The organism is Bacillus sp. L_1B0_5 (genome assembly GCF_000836715.1).
In the GTDB taxonomy this organism is placed as follows: Bacteria; Bacillota; Bacilli; order Bacillales; family Bacillaceae_G; genus Bacillus_A; species Bacillus_A thuringiensis_S.
Genome location: NZ_JXIS01000100.1, coordinates 1 through 16,161 on the forward strand (window position 1 = coordinate 1; position 16,161 = coordinate 16,161).

The window sequence follows — 16,161 nt, forward strand, 5'->3', positions numbered from 1 at the left end:
GAAGACTTTCTCCACAGCCTGAAAAAAAGGAGAGATATAATCTCTCCTTTTTCTACTTTATACCTAGCATTATTTGTTATATCCACCAAGTTGCTGTTCTGCCATAGCAACGAGACGTTTTGTGATTTCTCCACCTACAGAGCCGTTCGCTCTTGCAGTTGAATCCGCGCCTAATTGTACGCCGAATTCTTGTGCAATTTCATATTTCATTTGATCCAGTGCGCTTTCTGCACCTGCAACCACTAAAGAGTTGTTACGATTGTTTGCCATCACATATCACCTCCTGTACGTTTAATATGCTACGAAACAAAGAAAATATTATTAGTAAATAAATCCATTTATAACGTGTACTTTTCAACCATTTTACTTTCCGATTACAATTTCAGCATAATAACAGTACAATTTTTCTTTATTTGCATGAGTTTACATAATGTGAAATATGATTATGAAGAGTTTTATTTTACAAAAAATTTATCGATGTAATTGTATTACAAGTTCTTCTAAAATATTGACAGATAATATGCCACGTGTTAAATTCGAAATATTTAAATATTAAGGAGATGAGTGACTGATGTCATTTAATAAGATAGAAGAATATTGGTATATGTACGCTAAAGAAAATGAGTTAAACATGAGCGTTCCAGATGCATGGATGTTTGGAGATGGTTCCAAAGAAATGGGAGATAAATTAGGAAGTTTAGTAGTTAAAGGAATCAAAACAGGAACATGCGCTGCACATTGTGTTTATGAGCTTGAAGGGGAAGAAATTCAAAAAGTTGGTCAGTACGATATTGTATTGGATGGAGACAATAATCCATTAGCAATTATAAAATATACAAAGATCGATTTACTAAAAATGAATGAAGTAACAAGTAATTTTGCAATATCTGAGGGTGAAGGAGATTTAAGCTATGATTATTGGTATAGTGAGCACGTTAAATTTTTCACTTGGGAATTAAGTCGGTATGGACTTACTTTTACTCCAGACTTAATGCTCGTTTGTCAAACGTTTAAAGTAATGGATGTCTATAAAAATTAAACATGGATGAAAATCAAACATGTTTAATCTTTATATTATGTTTTTAAGCATTTCGTCATGTAAAAAAACAAAATCCCCTTAATACAGGGGTTTTGTAATCTATACTGTTCGTAATCCTTAGTAAACCGTTGATACTGTTTGGATAGTTCATACTCAATTTCATCGTATGCCATTGTACCTGCTAATTCTTTACGTGTCTGTTCTTCAATATATCGAGATACTATAATCAATCCCATCATCTTAACGCCTCACTATTTGATTCAAAACTAGAGCCATTCGCGGATAAAGCAGAACAACTTTCCCCTTCTTATACCATACTTATCCTTTATTGTTCCTTTATACCTTTAGTAATTGTGTATCGGTAAGGCTTATCTCCTTCTCATACAAATTTGGATGAAGTGAATAGCTGAAAATAAAAGGAACTCTCAGAATAGAGTTTTTAATCAAGTGCGTACCTTTTATTACTTACTATTTAGCCTACGTACATATTACATAGTGTATTTTATCATCCAATAAATTGGATTAAAACCTGGTTAAACTTTTCCCGCTCTTCCCAGAATGTACCGTGACCACTGAATTGAAAAGGTACAAGTTGTGCATTTCCCAATAATTTTTGCGTCTCTTCTCCTTTAGTAAATGGAACAATTTTATCGTGAATACCGTGAATAATTAGCGTCTGTACATTTATTTTACCAAGATCGCTATACACATTTTCATCTCTCAATGTTCTCATAATCGCAGCTGTCGACCAACTAGCCGCTTCCAATCCTAACTGTAGAAACCATTCGGAAAATGGTCCAGTGATTTTCTGAAAGAAAAATTGATTTGTTACACCCTGCAACATATTAGGGCGATCATTCAGTGTGTCTGTAATGAACTTATTCGCAATCTCTTTTTCCACACTAGTCGGAGATGCAGCACCAATTAGGACTAATTTGGATACTCCAAATCCTTGATAACGAGCCATATAACGAATTGAAATTGCACCACCTGTGGAGTGTCCTGCTAGTGTGACATCTTTAAGCTGTAACGCTTTAATTACTACTGCTATATCATCTGCCAATCTATCAAAATTGTATCCACTATATGGTTTGTCTGAATTGCCGTACCCCCTCCAATCAATGCCTATACATCGATATCCCATTGCTGGAAGTACATTGTACTGATATTCGAATTGCTTATGGTTTAATGGCCACCCATGTATAAAAAGTATTGTTTTCTTACCTTTCGAATTTATATCTTCTACAAAAATTCTTACATCAGATTCAACAGGTATTAAGTATCCCATGCAGACTCCCCCATGTAATAAAGATTGCCTCTACAATAAGATATTCAGCTTAAGAGAATCTATGCTGTTTCAAGTCTACTCTAAATTGCTCTAAAGACCAGTTCGACTACAAATAATAATTCATGAAATTCGCGTTATATAGATGGGAAATTCAATATGTTCTTATCGATTTGAGCATGTTAAAATAAACCTAAAAAAGGATGGAAAAATATGACACAGTTATGGCGATCTTTTGGACATGTCGTTCCACTATTTTTAATCGCAACCGTTATTGTATGTATAATTGCATTTGTATTGGCAAAAAAAAGTGCGAAAGATAAAGTTATACAGAAAAACACAATCTTTATGAACATAGTGTTTCCTCTTTCGATTATTGCAATTTTACTCATTACCGTTACACCAAGATTTACTGGGATGGAACAAATACGAGTTGTAAACTTGATTCCGTTTATTGGTATGTATAAGCTTATGACCAATTATGTCGATATTATGGTTCCTATCAAAAATATATTGTTTAATATTATCCTATTTATGCCATTTGACTTCGGCTTATTTTGGAAATATCACGCAAAGCTTTCTATTTATCAAGTGACTATAATAGGATTTGTATTTTCACTGCTAATTGAATTTATCCAATATGTCTTTCCAGCAGGTCGTTCATCAGATATAGACGATGTGATATTGAACACCGTTGGAACATTAGTAGGATGTTTATTCTGGAACCAAATGTATAAATTATTTCCAAAGATCTTAAAAACATCGAATGCGAAAACTACTATGCAAAATAACTTCCAATAACGATTTTTATAGTAATGAGCCGTTCATTTGAGCAGCTCATTACTATTTTTGCATAGCGTGGGTGATTTCCAAAATGCTAGATGTACCCTTTATAATCTTTCAGTAGGTATACAATTTCTCAAGTAATTACTGGTTTATACTATATGAAAATTAGAGTATATGAAGAAGAAATAGAAGTATTGGCAGAGTGCTACACTATTAAGAATGATTTTTTCGCAAGGAGCATTTATATGAAAAACAGAAAGAATGTAATATTACTAATAGTATATTTCTTATTTTTGAGTGGTTGTAATCAAGTTAATGAAGATGAGGTAAAAAAATATATAAAAGAAAAACACGGAATCGATGTTGTTGTAACACATATGAGCCCTTTAAATGAAAATAATATGGGGCATGCATACCATACTGTGCAAGCAAAGAATAATAAAAATATTCAATTTCGAGTAGAGGTAGATGGTCTCTTCTATTCATCCATAAAAAGTGATGAATACAAATATGGAAAAAAAACATTTGAGGCATATCAGAAATTCCAACCAACTCTAGAAGAAATGAAAAAGTTAGGATACGTGGAAACTAAAACTGATAACACTCTTCAATATTTGTCAGAGGATAGAAGATCAGATGAAGGGAAACCAACTAATGAATTATTATTAACTTTGCAAATGAGTAACGAGATTGACTTTAGCCAATTTGAATCAGTAGAATTAGATCGTTTATATACTCTATTTCAACTCATCCAGAAAAATAATAAAAAGATAACAGAACTTGAAATTAAGGATTATAATGGCAAATCTTTAGGTGGACCTTTTAAAAATGTGCAAAAAATGATAACAAAAGAAGAGCTGTTACTAACAATGAAAAAAACGATGGGCAATGCCATAGACATTTATTTAGAAAATTGGATTAAAAATCATACAAAAATAGAAGAGAGATTAATTGCAATTCAAAACAATCGTTTTGAATTACAAGGTATTACTTATTCAAATTTGAAAGATGGGGATGTTCGAGGATATAAGGTGAATTTGATTATTAATACCGGTAGTAATGAATTTGAAAATAATCCCCTTGTAATTAAAGATTTAATCAAGGTAACCACAATCCTTAAAGAAGAACTATATAATAAAAAATTTCAGATATATTTACAAACTAAGAATGGAACAAAATATACACCCTGGTTATCATCAGAAGAAATTAAAAAAGCTATTAACATCGAAGAATTTGTAAAAGAGCGATATCCTAAGAATTAAATTTAAAGCCCTTTTCATGTTTGTTATAGTAACCAGCAAATGACAAAAAATATTCAATAACTCATTAGCTGTAGAGGGAAAAATGAGAAAAAGAGTCCTATTCATATAAGACTCTTTTTCTATATCAAACTAATAAAAGTGTATACACATACCCATCATTCATGAATTATTCTTTCCATTTACTAAAAAACATAGCTTCATACACTTAATATCATATTCGTTAAATTGCAAACTATTATTTTATCTTCTGTACAGGCAAACTACTAAAAATTAATTCAGCAACTTTTACATATCCTTTTGAGTTTGGATGAATTAAATCCTTAGACCAAAGCGTATTGTCATTAACTAAATGATGATTCCAAAAATCAACATGATGAAGCTTATACTCTCTGCTCAGTGAATATATAACTTCATTTACCTCTAATAATTGTTCTTTTATTACTTGTTTTTTTTCAGAAGCAAAAGGAAGCCTAACTGTAAAATCTGGAAGGTTTGCTATAATAATATCAGCCCCTGCTTTACTTAATGTATTTATCATAAATTCCATATCGTTCTTATATGCATCATGATTCCAACGTCCTTTTAAAACATCGTTTGCCCCTGCAATGAGACTAACCAAATCTGGATTAAAAGTTAACGCCTTTTCCAATTGCTGCGAGCGAATTTCTTTAGTTACTAACCCACGCTTTGCAAAATTGGCATATTCTATATCGTTTTCACACAGTTGAACAAAATGATCTACCCAACTTTTTAATGCAATTCCCTCAACTTTATCCCCTATCCCCTCTGTAAAACTATCACCAATTGCTACAAATCGCTTCCACATATGTATTCCCCCTTTATTATTAACCATATCTATACTATACAATAGCTCACACCGTAATTGTTATTTCTAAGTGGTTTTCGATTTCAATTATATTCCACTTTACTATATTTACATTTAGAATCCAAAATTGACCGATTCCTAAGTATACTTAGGAATCGGTCATATTCATATATTTACTAAAGAAATAAAATCTATCTAGTAATTATACTTTTTTCAAAAAATTTGTTGTTCTTTGTTTTGCCCAGTTGATACATTTCTTTTCGATTAAATGATATGAAACTATAGAAAAAAGTAGTGTCATTGCAATGCACAAAGTAAGAAGGAAAAAGATAGGTATCTTTGTATACAAAAGTTTAAATAATAACATCATGATTGGAAAATGACACAAATAGATACTGTATGAAATTTCTCCTAAATATACAAATACACTCTTATTTAAAAATGCTTTTACTTTTAGGTTACTCATAGCCATTATAATAAATATACTAACCCCCATTACGACACCCCAATCTTTTAATAAGAAAGTTGTATCATTACGGGAAAAACCATAAATTAAAATGGAATATAAATATAGAATAATCCCTAATGCAATAAGAAATCCTTTTTTAAATTTTTTCATGTTCCTATATGAGTAGATAAGTTTTTCCTGATACTTAAAAAGTAACATTCCAACCATAAACATAGATGTAAAATGCAGTGTATCAGCATAACCATTATAAAATCCTTCAGCTTTCCCAATATGCAACATATTAAGAACAACACTAATTAAAGAAAAGCTCAATGCAAATAGTATCGTTTTCTTCCAATTCAGTTTATAAAAAAGAAGGAATAACAAAGGAAACACAATAGATATACGCATTTCTTGAGCCAATGACCAAATAACTGGATTATAATTTTCCGTAAAAAAGTTATTAAGAAGCACAAAGTGGTTTAGAATATCTAATTTTGTTATAGACCCTTGCCACCTATCATAGAACCAATCCCGTAATCCTACCACTTCATACGACGAAAATAAAATAAATAAAACAAAGGTAACGATTATCCAAAAATAATAAGGAATATAGATTCTTACAAATCTCTTAATTAAATATCCCCAATAATTTGTTTTTGAATGATAAAGTGCCATAGATAACACAAAACCACTTAGTACATAAAAAACGATAACAGCTTCCCCACCCGCCCATAAAAACCTAAGCGGGGAAAATTTAATAGAATTAGGCAACGATGGTAGCATTAAACAAAAATGTCCAAATACCACAGTAAGTGCCGCTAACCCTCGTATGGAATCTAATTCTTTTATTCTCTTACTCATAAAATGTTCTCCTTGTAAATTGTAAATTTTGCTGTTCATAAAGGCCACTATAAAAATGTAGTGGGTGGATTGTACATATTGTTTCTTTAAATTCCTAATATAAGCAGTACAAAGTTAATTTGACCTCCATTTCTTTATATACATAATTTAAAACAAAATATTTAATACAAAGAAAAGATTTTATTAAATTTTTATAAAGTGAAACTTTAATCAGCCCTCGCCAATCGGGCGTTTACGGGCAGCAGGGCCCCCACCTAACTTCCTTGCTTCCGCTGAATTTTGAGATGGGGGTCTTACTGCCCGGCAAATAGCGGGATACAATCTAATTACAGAAATACGTACCAGATATTAATTTTTTATTGTCAATTGATGGAATAGTGGGTGTTTTTTCATCATGCAACTTTATTAAACTAACCTTGCACCCGAATCCTTTAAATCGAAAAATTCATAATAAACGCCATCCTTTCTGTATATTTCTACAAAAAGAATAGCGTTTTAGGGATATTTGGATATAAATTTATTTTAGCTTGATAGAAATACAAAATGTTCCGAAGAACCAAATTTCAAAAGTAATACACTCTTTCATTCCAAACTATGCACATAAGAACCTATAAGACTTTGAAACCTTTTGTTTCAGACTAATATTTAGTTGTATCCTATAAAATTAGCTTTTTACTATATCAATCGCACTATCCCACATACCACTAAAAAAAGATCCTGTTTTACGTATAAAACGTGTAAACCAATTTGCTTGTTCCACATCAGATTTTGTTACAAGATCTATTTGTAACGATTTACCTGATAAGAACCCAGGATCTGTATTATCTTTAGGCGAGATAATCATTTCACTAATTGTTACACCTTTTTTCATAGGCGCTTCTTGTTTTTTATTCAATACTTTAAATTCTTTTTTATAAATGTCTTTATTGCCCTTCGGCATTGGAAGTGAAACAGCTTGCTTCGTTTGAACTACTACATCTTTGTCTTTTGCATTTGCTACTCGCACTGTTTCATGCCCTTTTACTACTGAATCTTTTCTGTAGACATTCTTCACTTCAAAATTCGCAAATCCATAATCGTATAATTTCTTTGTTTCATCAAAACGTGCCGTATGAGATTTTGCTTTTATCACTACAGAAATTAGGCGCATACCATTTCTTTCTACTGTACCAGTGAAACAATCTCCCGCTTCTGGAGTCGTTCCTGTTTTCAAACCATCTACACCTTCATATTGCTTAATTAAACCTTTTAACATCCAGTTAAAGTTCGCCATATCAATTGGATATTTACCACCCTCTTGGAATGTTTTTTTAGGAATTTTTGCTGTATTTAATATTTGGGGGAAATCTTGAATAAGACGTTGCGCTAAAATTGCACAATCCCTTGCAGACATTTTATTTTTCTCGTCTAGAGTTGTCCCTTCTGGATGATATCCTTTTAAATCGTGATTTGTTAAGCCTGTAGAGTTTACAAATTTATAATCTTTCATTCCAAACTCTTTCGACTTATCGTTCATCATTTTTACAAAGTTGACTTCTTTACCAGCAATCTCTTCAACTAAAGCAATTGTTGCACCGTTTGCAGAGTAAATTGCCATTGCCTCATATAACTCTTTTACTGTATAAGAGCCACCATTTTCTAATGGAACGTTTGATAATGAACGATCTTGGGAAATCTTATGTGCATATTCAGAGATTTTAACTTTTTGATCCCATTTAAGTTTTCCTTTATCCACCGCTTCATGAACTAAGTATTCGCTCATCATTTTTGTCATACTAGCAATTGCCAATGATTCATCTGCATTTTTTTCATATAAAATTTTCCCGGAATTTGCTTCTATTAAAATTGCTGATCCTGCTTCAACCTCTATAGCAGAAACTGTTTCCGCCGCTGCTCTTCCAAATGTAACGAACATGCTACAAAATAGTGTAAGCACTGTTACTATTGCAATAAATCTCTTGCAAAGCATACCTTTCACTTCTGTTACCTCCAATATCTTTGTACTCAAAAAAGCGTTATTCTAACATAATCTCAAAAAAACAGACAGTGTTCTCAAATTGTATATACATATAATACATTAGAATCGCTTTCATATAGACCATCTCATCCGACACTTTTAGATGCCCTGATACTTTGTATTCCCACACATATCCCTATTTTTAATCCCCTTATATTTTTCAAAATGATTCGCACTTTCATATTTTTTAGGATTACAATTAATAGACAATCTAGATACTACATTTGTTCCATATTTACAAAAAATAAAGTGAAACTTTAATCAGTTGGGGTCTTACTGCCCGTTAATGCTTTATTAGCTATCAAGGATTTTAATTACTCAATTCAGCTATTTGCTAGACTTATATTAGAGATGAATTTTCTTTAGTCTAAACTATTAGTTTTTTGTAATAAAAAAAACTACACCCTATACTGGATGTAGTTTTTCTAACTGATTTATTTATTTTTCACTTCATTTTTATAAAAAGCAAATAATGGTTCGATGGATGGACTAGATAACAGCGGAATTGCCTTCTCAATCAATTTCCTATCCCAATCAAACCAACGCATTTCCATTAACATGTTTATTTCTGTATCAGTGAATCGTTTCTTTATTTCCTTAGCAGGATTTCCACCAACTATTGTATACGGCGGAACATCTTTACTTACGACAGATCCTGCAGCAACAATTGCCCCTTCACCAATAGTAACGCCAGGCATTATTATAGCATTCATTCCAATCCAAGCATCACTTTTTATGACTGTATCACCCTTAGGTTCATATGATTGTTCAATTTGCTCAGCGAATGGATATACTGTAATCCATTCTGAGTGATGATTATGGTTACCACCCATTAAAATGACTACTCCACTTGCAATGCAAACATAATTCCCAATAATAAGTTTATCAAGATGCCATCCCATCTGTTCAATTGGATTGAAAAGTGCTTGAGACTTAGCATCCCCCCACAAATACCTTACACAGCCATCTTCAAAATTTTGATGACTATAATAGCCTGAATAATAGGAGTACTCTCCCACTTCAATGAGTGGATTTGTTACTATATCTTTTATATACTTTGTTTCTGACCAATGATTAAATAATGGATACTTCATAACTTTATTCCTCGCTTCTAAGTATTATATATTTTGCTATTTACTTAGAAGCTTACTACGACAGCTACATTTTTTAGCTTTCTCAAACGACGAATCATTATCTTCAAGCCTTTCTTTTATACTAAAAAAAGCATAACGCAATACATTACACTAGTCAAATTGTGTAATTTTGAACACATCTTAAACAGCTTAATACTGCAATAAGAACATGAAAACACTCTAACTTTGATCCAAATAATATATTGATTACATTTAGTTTATATTTTGTAAAAAAATTTTAATTGCCATGACAAAGCAAACAATAACCACTATTGGTCGTATTAATGCCGTCCCTTTTGTAAGCACCATCTTCGCCCCAATGTATGATCCTATAATTTGACCAAGCATCATAATCAATCCAATTGTCCAATCGATTTGGCCAAAAATAATAAAATACAACAAAGCAGCGAAATTACTTGTAAAATTCAAAATCTTAGCATTTGCAGTTGCCCGTGTAGCACTATATCCACATAAGAGAATGAATGCTAAAGCAATCAAGCTACCTGTTCCAGGGCCGAAGAAACCATCATAAAATCCAAGTAACGGAGCCACTGTTAACGCAAACAACAACATACTTATTTTTCTCGGTCGATCTTCATTTGCTATATTTGGAGATAATAGAAAATAAAGACCAATAATAATAAGTAAAAAAGGTAATATCATGATTAGATATTCTGCCCGTATCTGTAAAACAAGCCATCCACCGAAAACGGATCCCAAAAAGGTCATTAAGATGGACAAACGCATATCTTTGAGATTAATTTCTTTCTTCTTAATAAAAATCATTGTTGCCATGAGGGTTCCGCTACTCCCTTGTAGTTTATTAGTTGCTATCGCTACAGAAGGAGACATACCTACTAATAACATTATCGGGATAGTTATCATACCACCGCCCCCAGCAATTGTATCTATCCATCCTGCTAATACAGCTACTAAAAATAGTAGTATAAGTAATTCAATAGTAAAATCCATACAAAGAATAGGGGCAGGCTTGAGCTATTATAACTCAAACCTCCCCATCGCCCCTCCTCTCTTTAAACTAGTTAATGATATCTGTAAAGTAACTTTCTTTCTGATCACGTAATCGGCTGGAAACGTACTGCCTGCAAACAATTCTTCTTCCGTACTTATTATCTCCAATTGGGATTTTATATTCTTCTTCAGATAACCTTTCCCTACCATGAGTTACATTTGTTTGTTTACCATAGTATGAATTTGGGATAATTAATAAATCTTCAGATGTAAGTGGAACCTTATAAGTAGGCGTTGTTCGTAAGAGTTCTAAAAACATGTCAAATTTCAATTTTTCTTCTTCACTTTCTCCCACATAAATCAATCTATTTTCTGCTCCATTCAAACAAGTTGCAATAATATCGCCATTATCATCCAAAAATATGATTTGGTTTATTTCCCCTACAAATCCAGATATTTCACCATCCGCCATTCCTGCGATATGAGCAATAGGCATTTTACTTATCGCCAATATGTCATCTTTACTGAAGTGATTTTCTTCAAGATGCTTTTGAAGTAATTTTGGCGTTCCAATATGAGTTTGAGTTTTTAAATTTAACACTCCTTTTAATAAAAGAGCATCAACTCTAGTAAATTTTCCACAAGTAATTTCAGACACTATTCGTTCCACGGATTTATTAAGTCTATTTGATACAATTTCTAAATTCGTATTGAATGTTTTCAATCTTGCTTCAATATCTGATTGGTCTTTCATATCTGTATACACTGTGGCATCGTTATGTTGATAAAAGTTCCCGCCACCGGTGCTTGCACCAACATTTCGCAAAACTTCATCGTTGTTTAAAGGTGAAATAAGATGAAATCTATTTTTCCCTGCATGTTCGGATGGGTGAATTAAAGCATCATAATTAAAAAGTGTGGCAAAAAGCCATGTGACCCATTCTGCATAAAAATATTTTTTCATTCTATCGTGTTCGTCTTCACCATAATTAAAACCTTTGCGATTTTCCCCAGGTAATAGGGTTTCCATAGGATCACATGGAATATTTTTAATAAGAGTAGGTGGTACGTTCCCACCACAATTCGCTACTTTTATCATATGTAGTAGTTTTTTCATGTCTGAATTCGAAGTTTTCTTTGAATAATCAATCAAACAATTAAGCCACTCTCTTGAAAAGCTTGCAGCTATTTCTTGTTCACAAGTATAAGGATTATGAGTTTTTAATTCATGGTCTATTAGATTCTTCATTTTATCCTTCAATACATTAGGAATGCTAATTTCTTCGATTTCTGTAATCTGCAGTGTTCCTTTATTCATTATAAAACCTCCGTTGTTTTATTTTTTCACACCATATCTTCTATTAAATGAACTACCTACTTCTTTTTTGCTCCTTTGCTTTTCTTCAAAGCTATTAGAACTACCAATTTACAGATAAAAAACGTGGAGTATAAGAGATTTCTTCTTAGTCACATTTCCCCCACGAATCTCCGTTAAATTGGCAAATTTAATTTGAAAATCTGATTCATTTTCATACTTTACTTTCAAACTATGTTTATATGATTTTCAATTCAAGTAAGAGTATTTCATTTTCTAAAGTTTTCCTGGGTTTAAAATCAGAATTTTCAATATAAATATGTTAACACTAAAAATATAACACGAAACCAAAAAATGTAAATCAATAGTTTTTTTATAAAAAATAGTCAGACTATTTATAAGGTAATTCGTATTTCATTGAACCAACTACGGCCTCTCAATTTTATTGATAACAATAAAAAGGTCCCCTAAATGGTGATAGAGGACCTTTTTCCAAGTATATTCTATTTTAAATTTCTTACTTACCTTTTATTTTAAAAGATATTGCTGTAACTTCTTTATTAACAGTTCCATCCCGTTTGGACTTACAATAATCTTCCCATTCGCTAACGAAATATTGCTGTCTGAAATATCCCCTGTAAGTGCACAAGCTCTTGGTGATTGATATTTTCGTAAAATAATCTGGTCCTCTTCTATAAACATTTCAAGAGAATCTTTTTCTACAATTCCTAAACTCCGTCTTATTTCCATTGGAATAACAATACGCCCCATGCTATCTGCTTTACGAGTAATCCCTCTTGTTTTCATAAAATGCCACCCTTTATTTTTATCTAATATTACGGTACTTATTTTAGCAATAAACAACAATTAGGAATAGTTCGTATTACAGCACTTTTTTTAGGAATAAATACCAATTAGGAATAACTTATGTTAGAATTATTTCTTGTTTATTCTTGATTTTTAATATATTTATCCTTGATCATTTTAATATATTGTTTTCTTTCTGTTAATTCAAATATAAATAATGCCTTTTTTATGTATGTTAAACCAACTTCATTAGAGTGCTGAACTTTTAATAAAATTGCACCTTTTTCAAAGAATAATTCACCTAATAAGTACAAAGTATTCATATTTATGGCTAAATTTATACCTATTTCACTATACTTTATTGCTTCTTCATATTGATTTGCAAGGTGTAAACATTTTGTTAACGTATGAATGAGTCTTAATTTGATTTCTTTTTCTCTAGGGAATTCTATCTTATTAAAATTAATTAAACTTTGTTTTAATATATTTATGCTTTTCTCATAGTCTTCATTTTCTGCATGTATTATAGCAATTGAATTCATTATGCTTATTTCTTTTTCTGATAAAAAGTTACTACTACTTAAGGTTTGTTTTAGTGCTCTATTTAAAATGTCAAAAGCATTAATTGTTGCTCCATTTACATAATATATAGCAATCGCTTCATGCCATAATAGAAATTGTTTATCTTCTTTTGATTGAAAATTATTTTCGTTTTTCTCTTTTTTCACTATTTCGTAAAGCTCATTATATTGTTTTTGTTTCACACAATCTCTCATTACATATTTTACATTTTCAATATATTTTATTTTTTTGTTTTTGGTTAGTGCAAATATATAATTTGGATCAATACCAAGTCTTTCAGATAATTGATACAACAATATGCTAGATGGATAAATAATACCTTTTTCTATCTTACTAATTTGACTTTGTGAACATATTCCATGACATAATTCAGATTGTGACATGTTTTTTTCTTTCTAAGTTCTTTAATAATAATACCAAGATTGTAGAATTCCATCTTTCCTCCCTCAAATGTAACACTTTATGAGTATAAGAATATTTTCCAACTTTTAATGTAATGTAAAATTAATATAGTTACAATTACTAATTATATGGATTTATAGTTTTTTTTACAAACTTGTATCACAATACAAGAAATTATTAAAATATGGTTCACTAATAATCAATGGGAGTTTTATTCATCATCACTGATTATTAGTTCACTCCAGGCAGGCTTTTTCAGGGAGTCCGACTTCTTTGCCACATCTAAATTTTGAGGTGGGAGTCTTACTACCCGCAAATAGCCAAATTAAAATAAATATGATTTTTCACCTTTATTTCTTTTAATAGTTTCTTTTGATTTTTATATAAATAATTTCGAAGGAGCGTATTTTATGAAAAGAATGTTGACCGAAAGAGAGTTAGACGTGGCTATTTATGTAGCAAAAGGATTTACAGATGTAGAAATTTCAAAAAAAATATATGTTACCCCTAGAAGGATTTCAACGATAATTAATCATATTAAAGAAAAATGGCATATTAATTCTAGAGTGGAATTAGGTATTTTAGTTTACCATTATGGTTTTATAGATGCACCCTTATTTTCAAATAAAGAAAATCATTTATTCGAAAAGGTTGCACAATAATTGGCCAAGTATAATGTGTTTCAGTTACAAATAAAAACAGAAAAGCCGCTGAACTTTTATTATTTAAGGTAATTCTGTATTTTGAAGGTGATGGACATGTACGGATTGCTAAAAGAAAAAATATAGATTGTATTTAGATATTTTAGTAAGAATGATTGTACCAGAAACTTTTAAAATCCCAATAATAGAGGACTCTTTGGATGTTTTATTGAAGGGCTTCGAACGACTTTTAAAAGGTAAAAACATACCTTTAGACAATGTTTCTTCTGCAACAGCAAGTATAGCTTTTAATGTAGAAAGTCCATCCATTTTGATTAAGCTCTTTTCAAAAAGGGTGGGTTTCTTCAGTTTATAGGAAAGGTATACTTAACTCATAAAAATTACAATAAAATAGGTAAAAATGCCATCGCATCTTTACCTATCCTATAGATAAACAGGTTTTCATAAAAAATAGAAAACTCCACTGAACACTATAAATATATTATTTTAAATTAATTGGTTGTTGTTGAGTAATACAATGGATCATACCACCATTTTTATAAAGCTCTCTTACATCAACCCCCACAACTTTACGATCAGGATAAAGTTTTTGAATCATCTCATTTGCTATTTTATCATTAGGATCATTATAGTTAGGAACTAAGATAACTTGATTCGCTATATAATAATTAATATATGAACCTTTATAATCAAGTTTCTTTCCGTTTTCTAATGTAACATTATTCTTGCTTAGCGGCAGATATACATACTTGTACTTATTACCCTCAGCATCTTTTGCCTGCAACAACTTGTTAATATCTTTATCAGACGTTCCCCATTCAGCTAAATCTTTTTTGTTTAATGTTATAATAGTAGATTTATCGTGGAATTTTGCAAATCCATCAATATGAAAATCAGTAATATCTAAGTTAGGTACTCCATCTAACCAAATAAAATTTGTTACCCCAAGGTCACTAATATATTTTTCAATATCTTTTTCTGACAATTTAGCGTTTCTATTTTTATTCGTCACAGCACTTCTAGTTAGTAAAGCAGTTCCATTACCATCTAATTCAAATGCGCCACCTTCAAGAACAAATTTATTCCAATCAATTCTTTCAATACCTAACTGTTTGCTAAGATTCTCACGAAGATGAGCATCTTTCTTATATGGTGTTTTCTTTCCCCATCCATTAAATCCCGGGTCTAATATCTTTAGATTTTTGTCATTATCATAAACAAAAATTGGTCCAGTATCTCTTGTCCATACATCGTCAGTAGGTGCGATAAAGAAATCAATTTTCCCCATATTCACCCCGTGATCTATTAAAACCTCAGTAATTCTTTCTTTTTCTTCTTGATCATATGCAACAATATGAACTTTTTCGCCTTTGCTTAAAGCATTTGTCATTTGAATCCAAATTGGCTCTACTTCTTGCTGATATTTTTGCCCATATGTAAATTCATGAGGCCATTGTAGCCATGTTCCTTCATGTTTGCTTTTTTCATCTGGCATTGTATACTTTCCTACTTGTTTTCGCACCTCTACTTTCTTCATATCTTTTCTTTGCGTTTTTTCAATTTCCTTCGCCTGAACTTTCTCAATCCCCTTCCCTAGAGCATAACCACCGAAAATAGATGTGGTTAGTATAGCACTCATACACAAATTCGTTATTTTTTTCATTTCTTAACCTCCTTTTCTGTCTTACTGTAAACCTTTACATAGTGTGAAGGTCAAGCTTTTCTGTTTGAATTATTTAAATATTTTAAATGTGAAGTGCA

At 31.2% G+C, this 16,161-nt stretch carries 15 protein-coding genes and 1 pseudogene; 4 read left to right on the forward strand and 12 right to left on the reverse strand.

Annotation, left to right across the window (positions count from 1 at the left end; all coding sequences use genetic code 11):
- Positions 1-69 precede the first annotated feature (69 nt).
- Positions 70-270: an alpha/beta-type small acid-soluble spore protein gene (locus tag RT27_RS26010; RefSeq protein ID WP_000002881.1), complete on the reverse strand. Its 201-nt coding sequence runs from the start codon at positions 268-270 to the stop codon at positions 70-72.
- A 301-nt stretch (positions 271-571) separates the two neighbouring features.
- Here RT27_RS26010 and RT27_RS26015 point away from each other — a divergent pair, with 301 nt between their 5' ends.
- Positions 572-1,039 (forward strand): ASCH domain-containing protein, encoded by a 468-nt coding sequence (locus tag RT27_RS26015; RefSeq protein WP_043938093.1) that lies wholly within the window; start codon positions 572-574, stop codon positions 1,037-1,039.
- Between the two features lie 35 nt (positions 1,040-1,074).
- On the opposite strand, the gene RT27_RS26020 is transcribed toward RT27_RS26015, so the two are convergent.
- On the reverse strand, positions 1,075-1,275 hold the full coding sequence (locus tag RT27_RS26020) for a hypothetical protein (protein ID WP_229196666.1): 201 nt from the start codon (positions 1,273-1,275) through the stop codon (positions 1,075-1,077).
- A 269-nt stretch (positions 1,276-1,544) separates the two neighbouring features.
- Positions 1,545-2,327: an alpha/beta hydrolase gene (locus tag RT27_RS26025; RefSeq protein WP_043938095.1), complete on the reverse strand. Its 783-nt coding sequence runs from the start codon at positions 2,325-2,327 to the stop codon at positions 1,545-1,547.
- 210 nt (positions 2,328-2,537) lie between these two features.
- Between RT27_RS26025 and RT27_RS26030 the strand changes: the two genes are divergently transcribed.
- Both RT27_RS26030 and RT27_RS26035 read left to right on the forward strand, forming a co-directional pair.
- Entirely contained in the window at positions 2,538-3,125 is a 588-nt protein-coding gene (locus RT27_RS26030) for a VanZ family protein (protein ID WP_231577695.1), read from the forward strand.
- Between the two features lie 230 nt (positions 3,126-3,355).
- Positions 3,356-4,372 carry a hypothetical protein gene (locus tag RT27_RS26035; RefSeq protein WP_043938097.1) on the forward strand — a complete coding sequence of 339 codons (1,017 nt, stop codon included), beginning with the start codon at positions 3,356-3,358 and terminating at the stop codon, positions 4,370-4,372.
- Positions 4,373-4,607: 235 nt separating this feature from the next.
- On the opposite strand, the gene RT27_RS26040 is transcribed toward RT27_RS26035, so the two are convergent.
- From RT27_RS26040 to RT27_RS26075, 8 genes and pseudogenes are all read right to left on the reverse strand, one after another.
- Complete coding sequence (locus RT27_RS26040) at positions 4,608-5,198, reverse strand: SGNH/GDSL hydrolase family protein (protein ID WP_043938099.1); 591 nt, start codon at positions 5,196-5,198, stop codon at positions 4,608-4,610.
- Positions 5,199-5,400: 202 nt separating this feature from the next.
- Complete coding sequence (locus tag RT27_RS26045; protein WP_043938102.1) at positions 5,401-6,549, reverse strand: acyltransferase; 1,149 nt, start codon at positions 6,547-6,549, stop codon at positions 5,401-5,403.
- A 625-nt stretch (positions 6,550-7,174) separates the two neighbouring features.
- The gene (locus RT27_RS26050) at positions 7,175-8,488 is read right to left on the reverse strand and encodes a D-alanyl-D-alanine carboxypeptidase family protein (protein ID WP_043938104.1); all 1,314 of its coding nucleotides are present in this window, start codon (positions 8,486-8,488) and stop codon (positions 7,175-7,177) included.
- A gap of 473 nt (positions 8,489-8,961) precedes the next feature.
- Positions 8,962-9,621, reverse strand: a complete 660-nt coding sequence (locus tag RT27_RS26055; protein WP_000876934.1) for a CatB-related O-acetyltransferase — start codon at positions 9,619-9,621, stop codon at positions 8,962-8,964.
- 252 nt (positions 9,622-9,873) lie between these two features.
- On the reverse strand, positions 9,874-10,632 hold the full coding sequence (locus tag RT27_RS26060; protein WP_029442323.1) for a TSUP family transporter: 759 nt from the start codon (positions 10,630-10,632) through the stop codon (positions 9,874-9,876).
- A 67-nt stretch (positions 10,633-10,699) separates the two neighbouring features.
- Positions 10,700-11,950 carry a hypothetical protein gene (locus RT27_RS26065; RefSeq protein WP_043938107.1) on the reverse strand — a complete coding sequence of 417 codons (1,251 nt, stop codon included), beginning with the start codon at positions 11,948-11,950 and terminating at the stop codon, positions 10,700-10,702.
- A gap of 525 nt (positions 11,951-12,475) precedes the next feature.
- A complete protein-coding gene (locus tag RT27_RS26070) occupies positions 12,476-12,754 on the reverse strand; it encodes an AbrB/MazE/SpoVT family DNA-binding domain-containing protein (protein ID WP_016512834.1) in 279 nt (92 codons plus the stop codon).
- 140 nt (positions 12,755-12,894) lie between these two features.
- Positions 12,895-13,772 (reverse strand): annotated as a pseudogene (locus RT27_RS26075) (helix-turn-helix domain-containing protein).
- Between the two features lie 376 nt (positions 13,773-14,148).
- Between RT27_RS26075 and RT27_RS26080 the strand changes: the two are divergent.
- Positions 14,149-14,400, forward strand: a complete 252-nt coding sequence (locus tag RT27_RS26080; protein WP_043938110.1) for a LuxR C-terminal-related transcriptional regulator — start codon at positions 14,149-14,151, stop codon at positions 14,398-14,400.
- A 481-nt stretch (positions 14,401-14,881) separates the two neighbouring features.
- On the opposite strand, the gene RT27_RS26090 is transcribed toward RT27_RS26080, so the two are convergent.
- Positions 14,882-16,063, reverse strand: a complete 1,182-nt coding sequence (locus tag RT27_RS26090; RefSeq protein ID WP_043938112.1) for an agmatine deiminase family protein — start codon at positions 16,061-16,063, stop codon at positions 14,882-14,884.
- Positions 16,064-16,161: the final 98 nt, after the last annotated feature.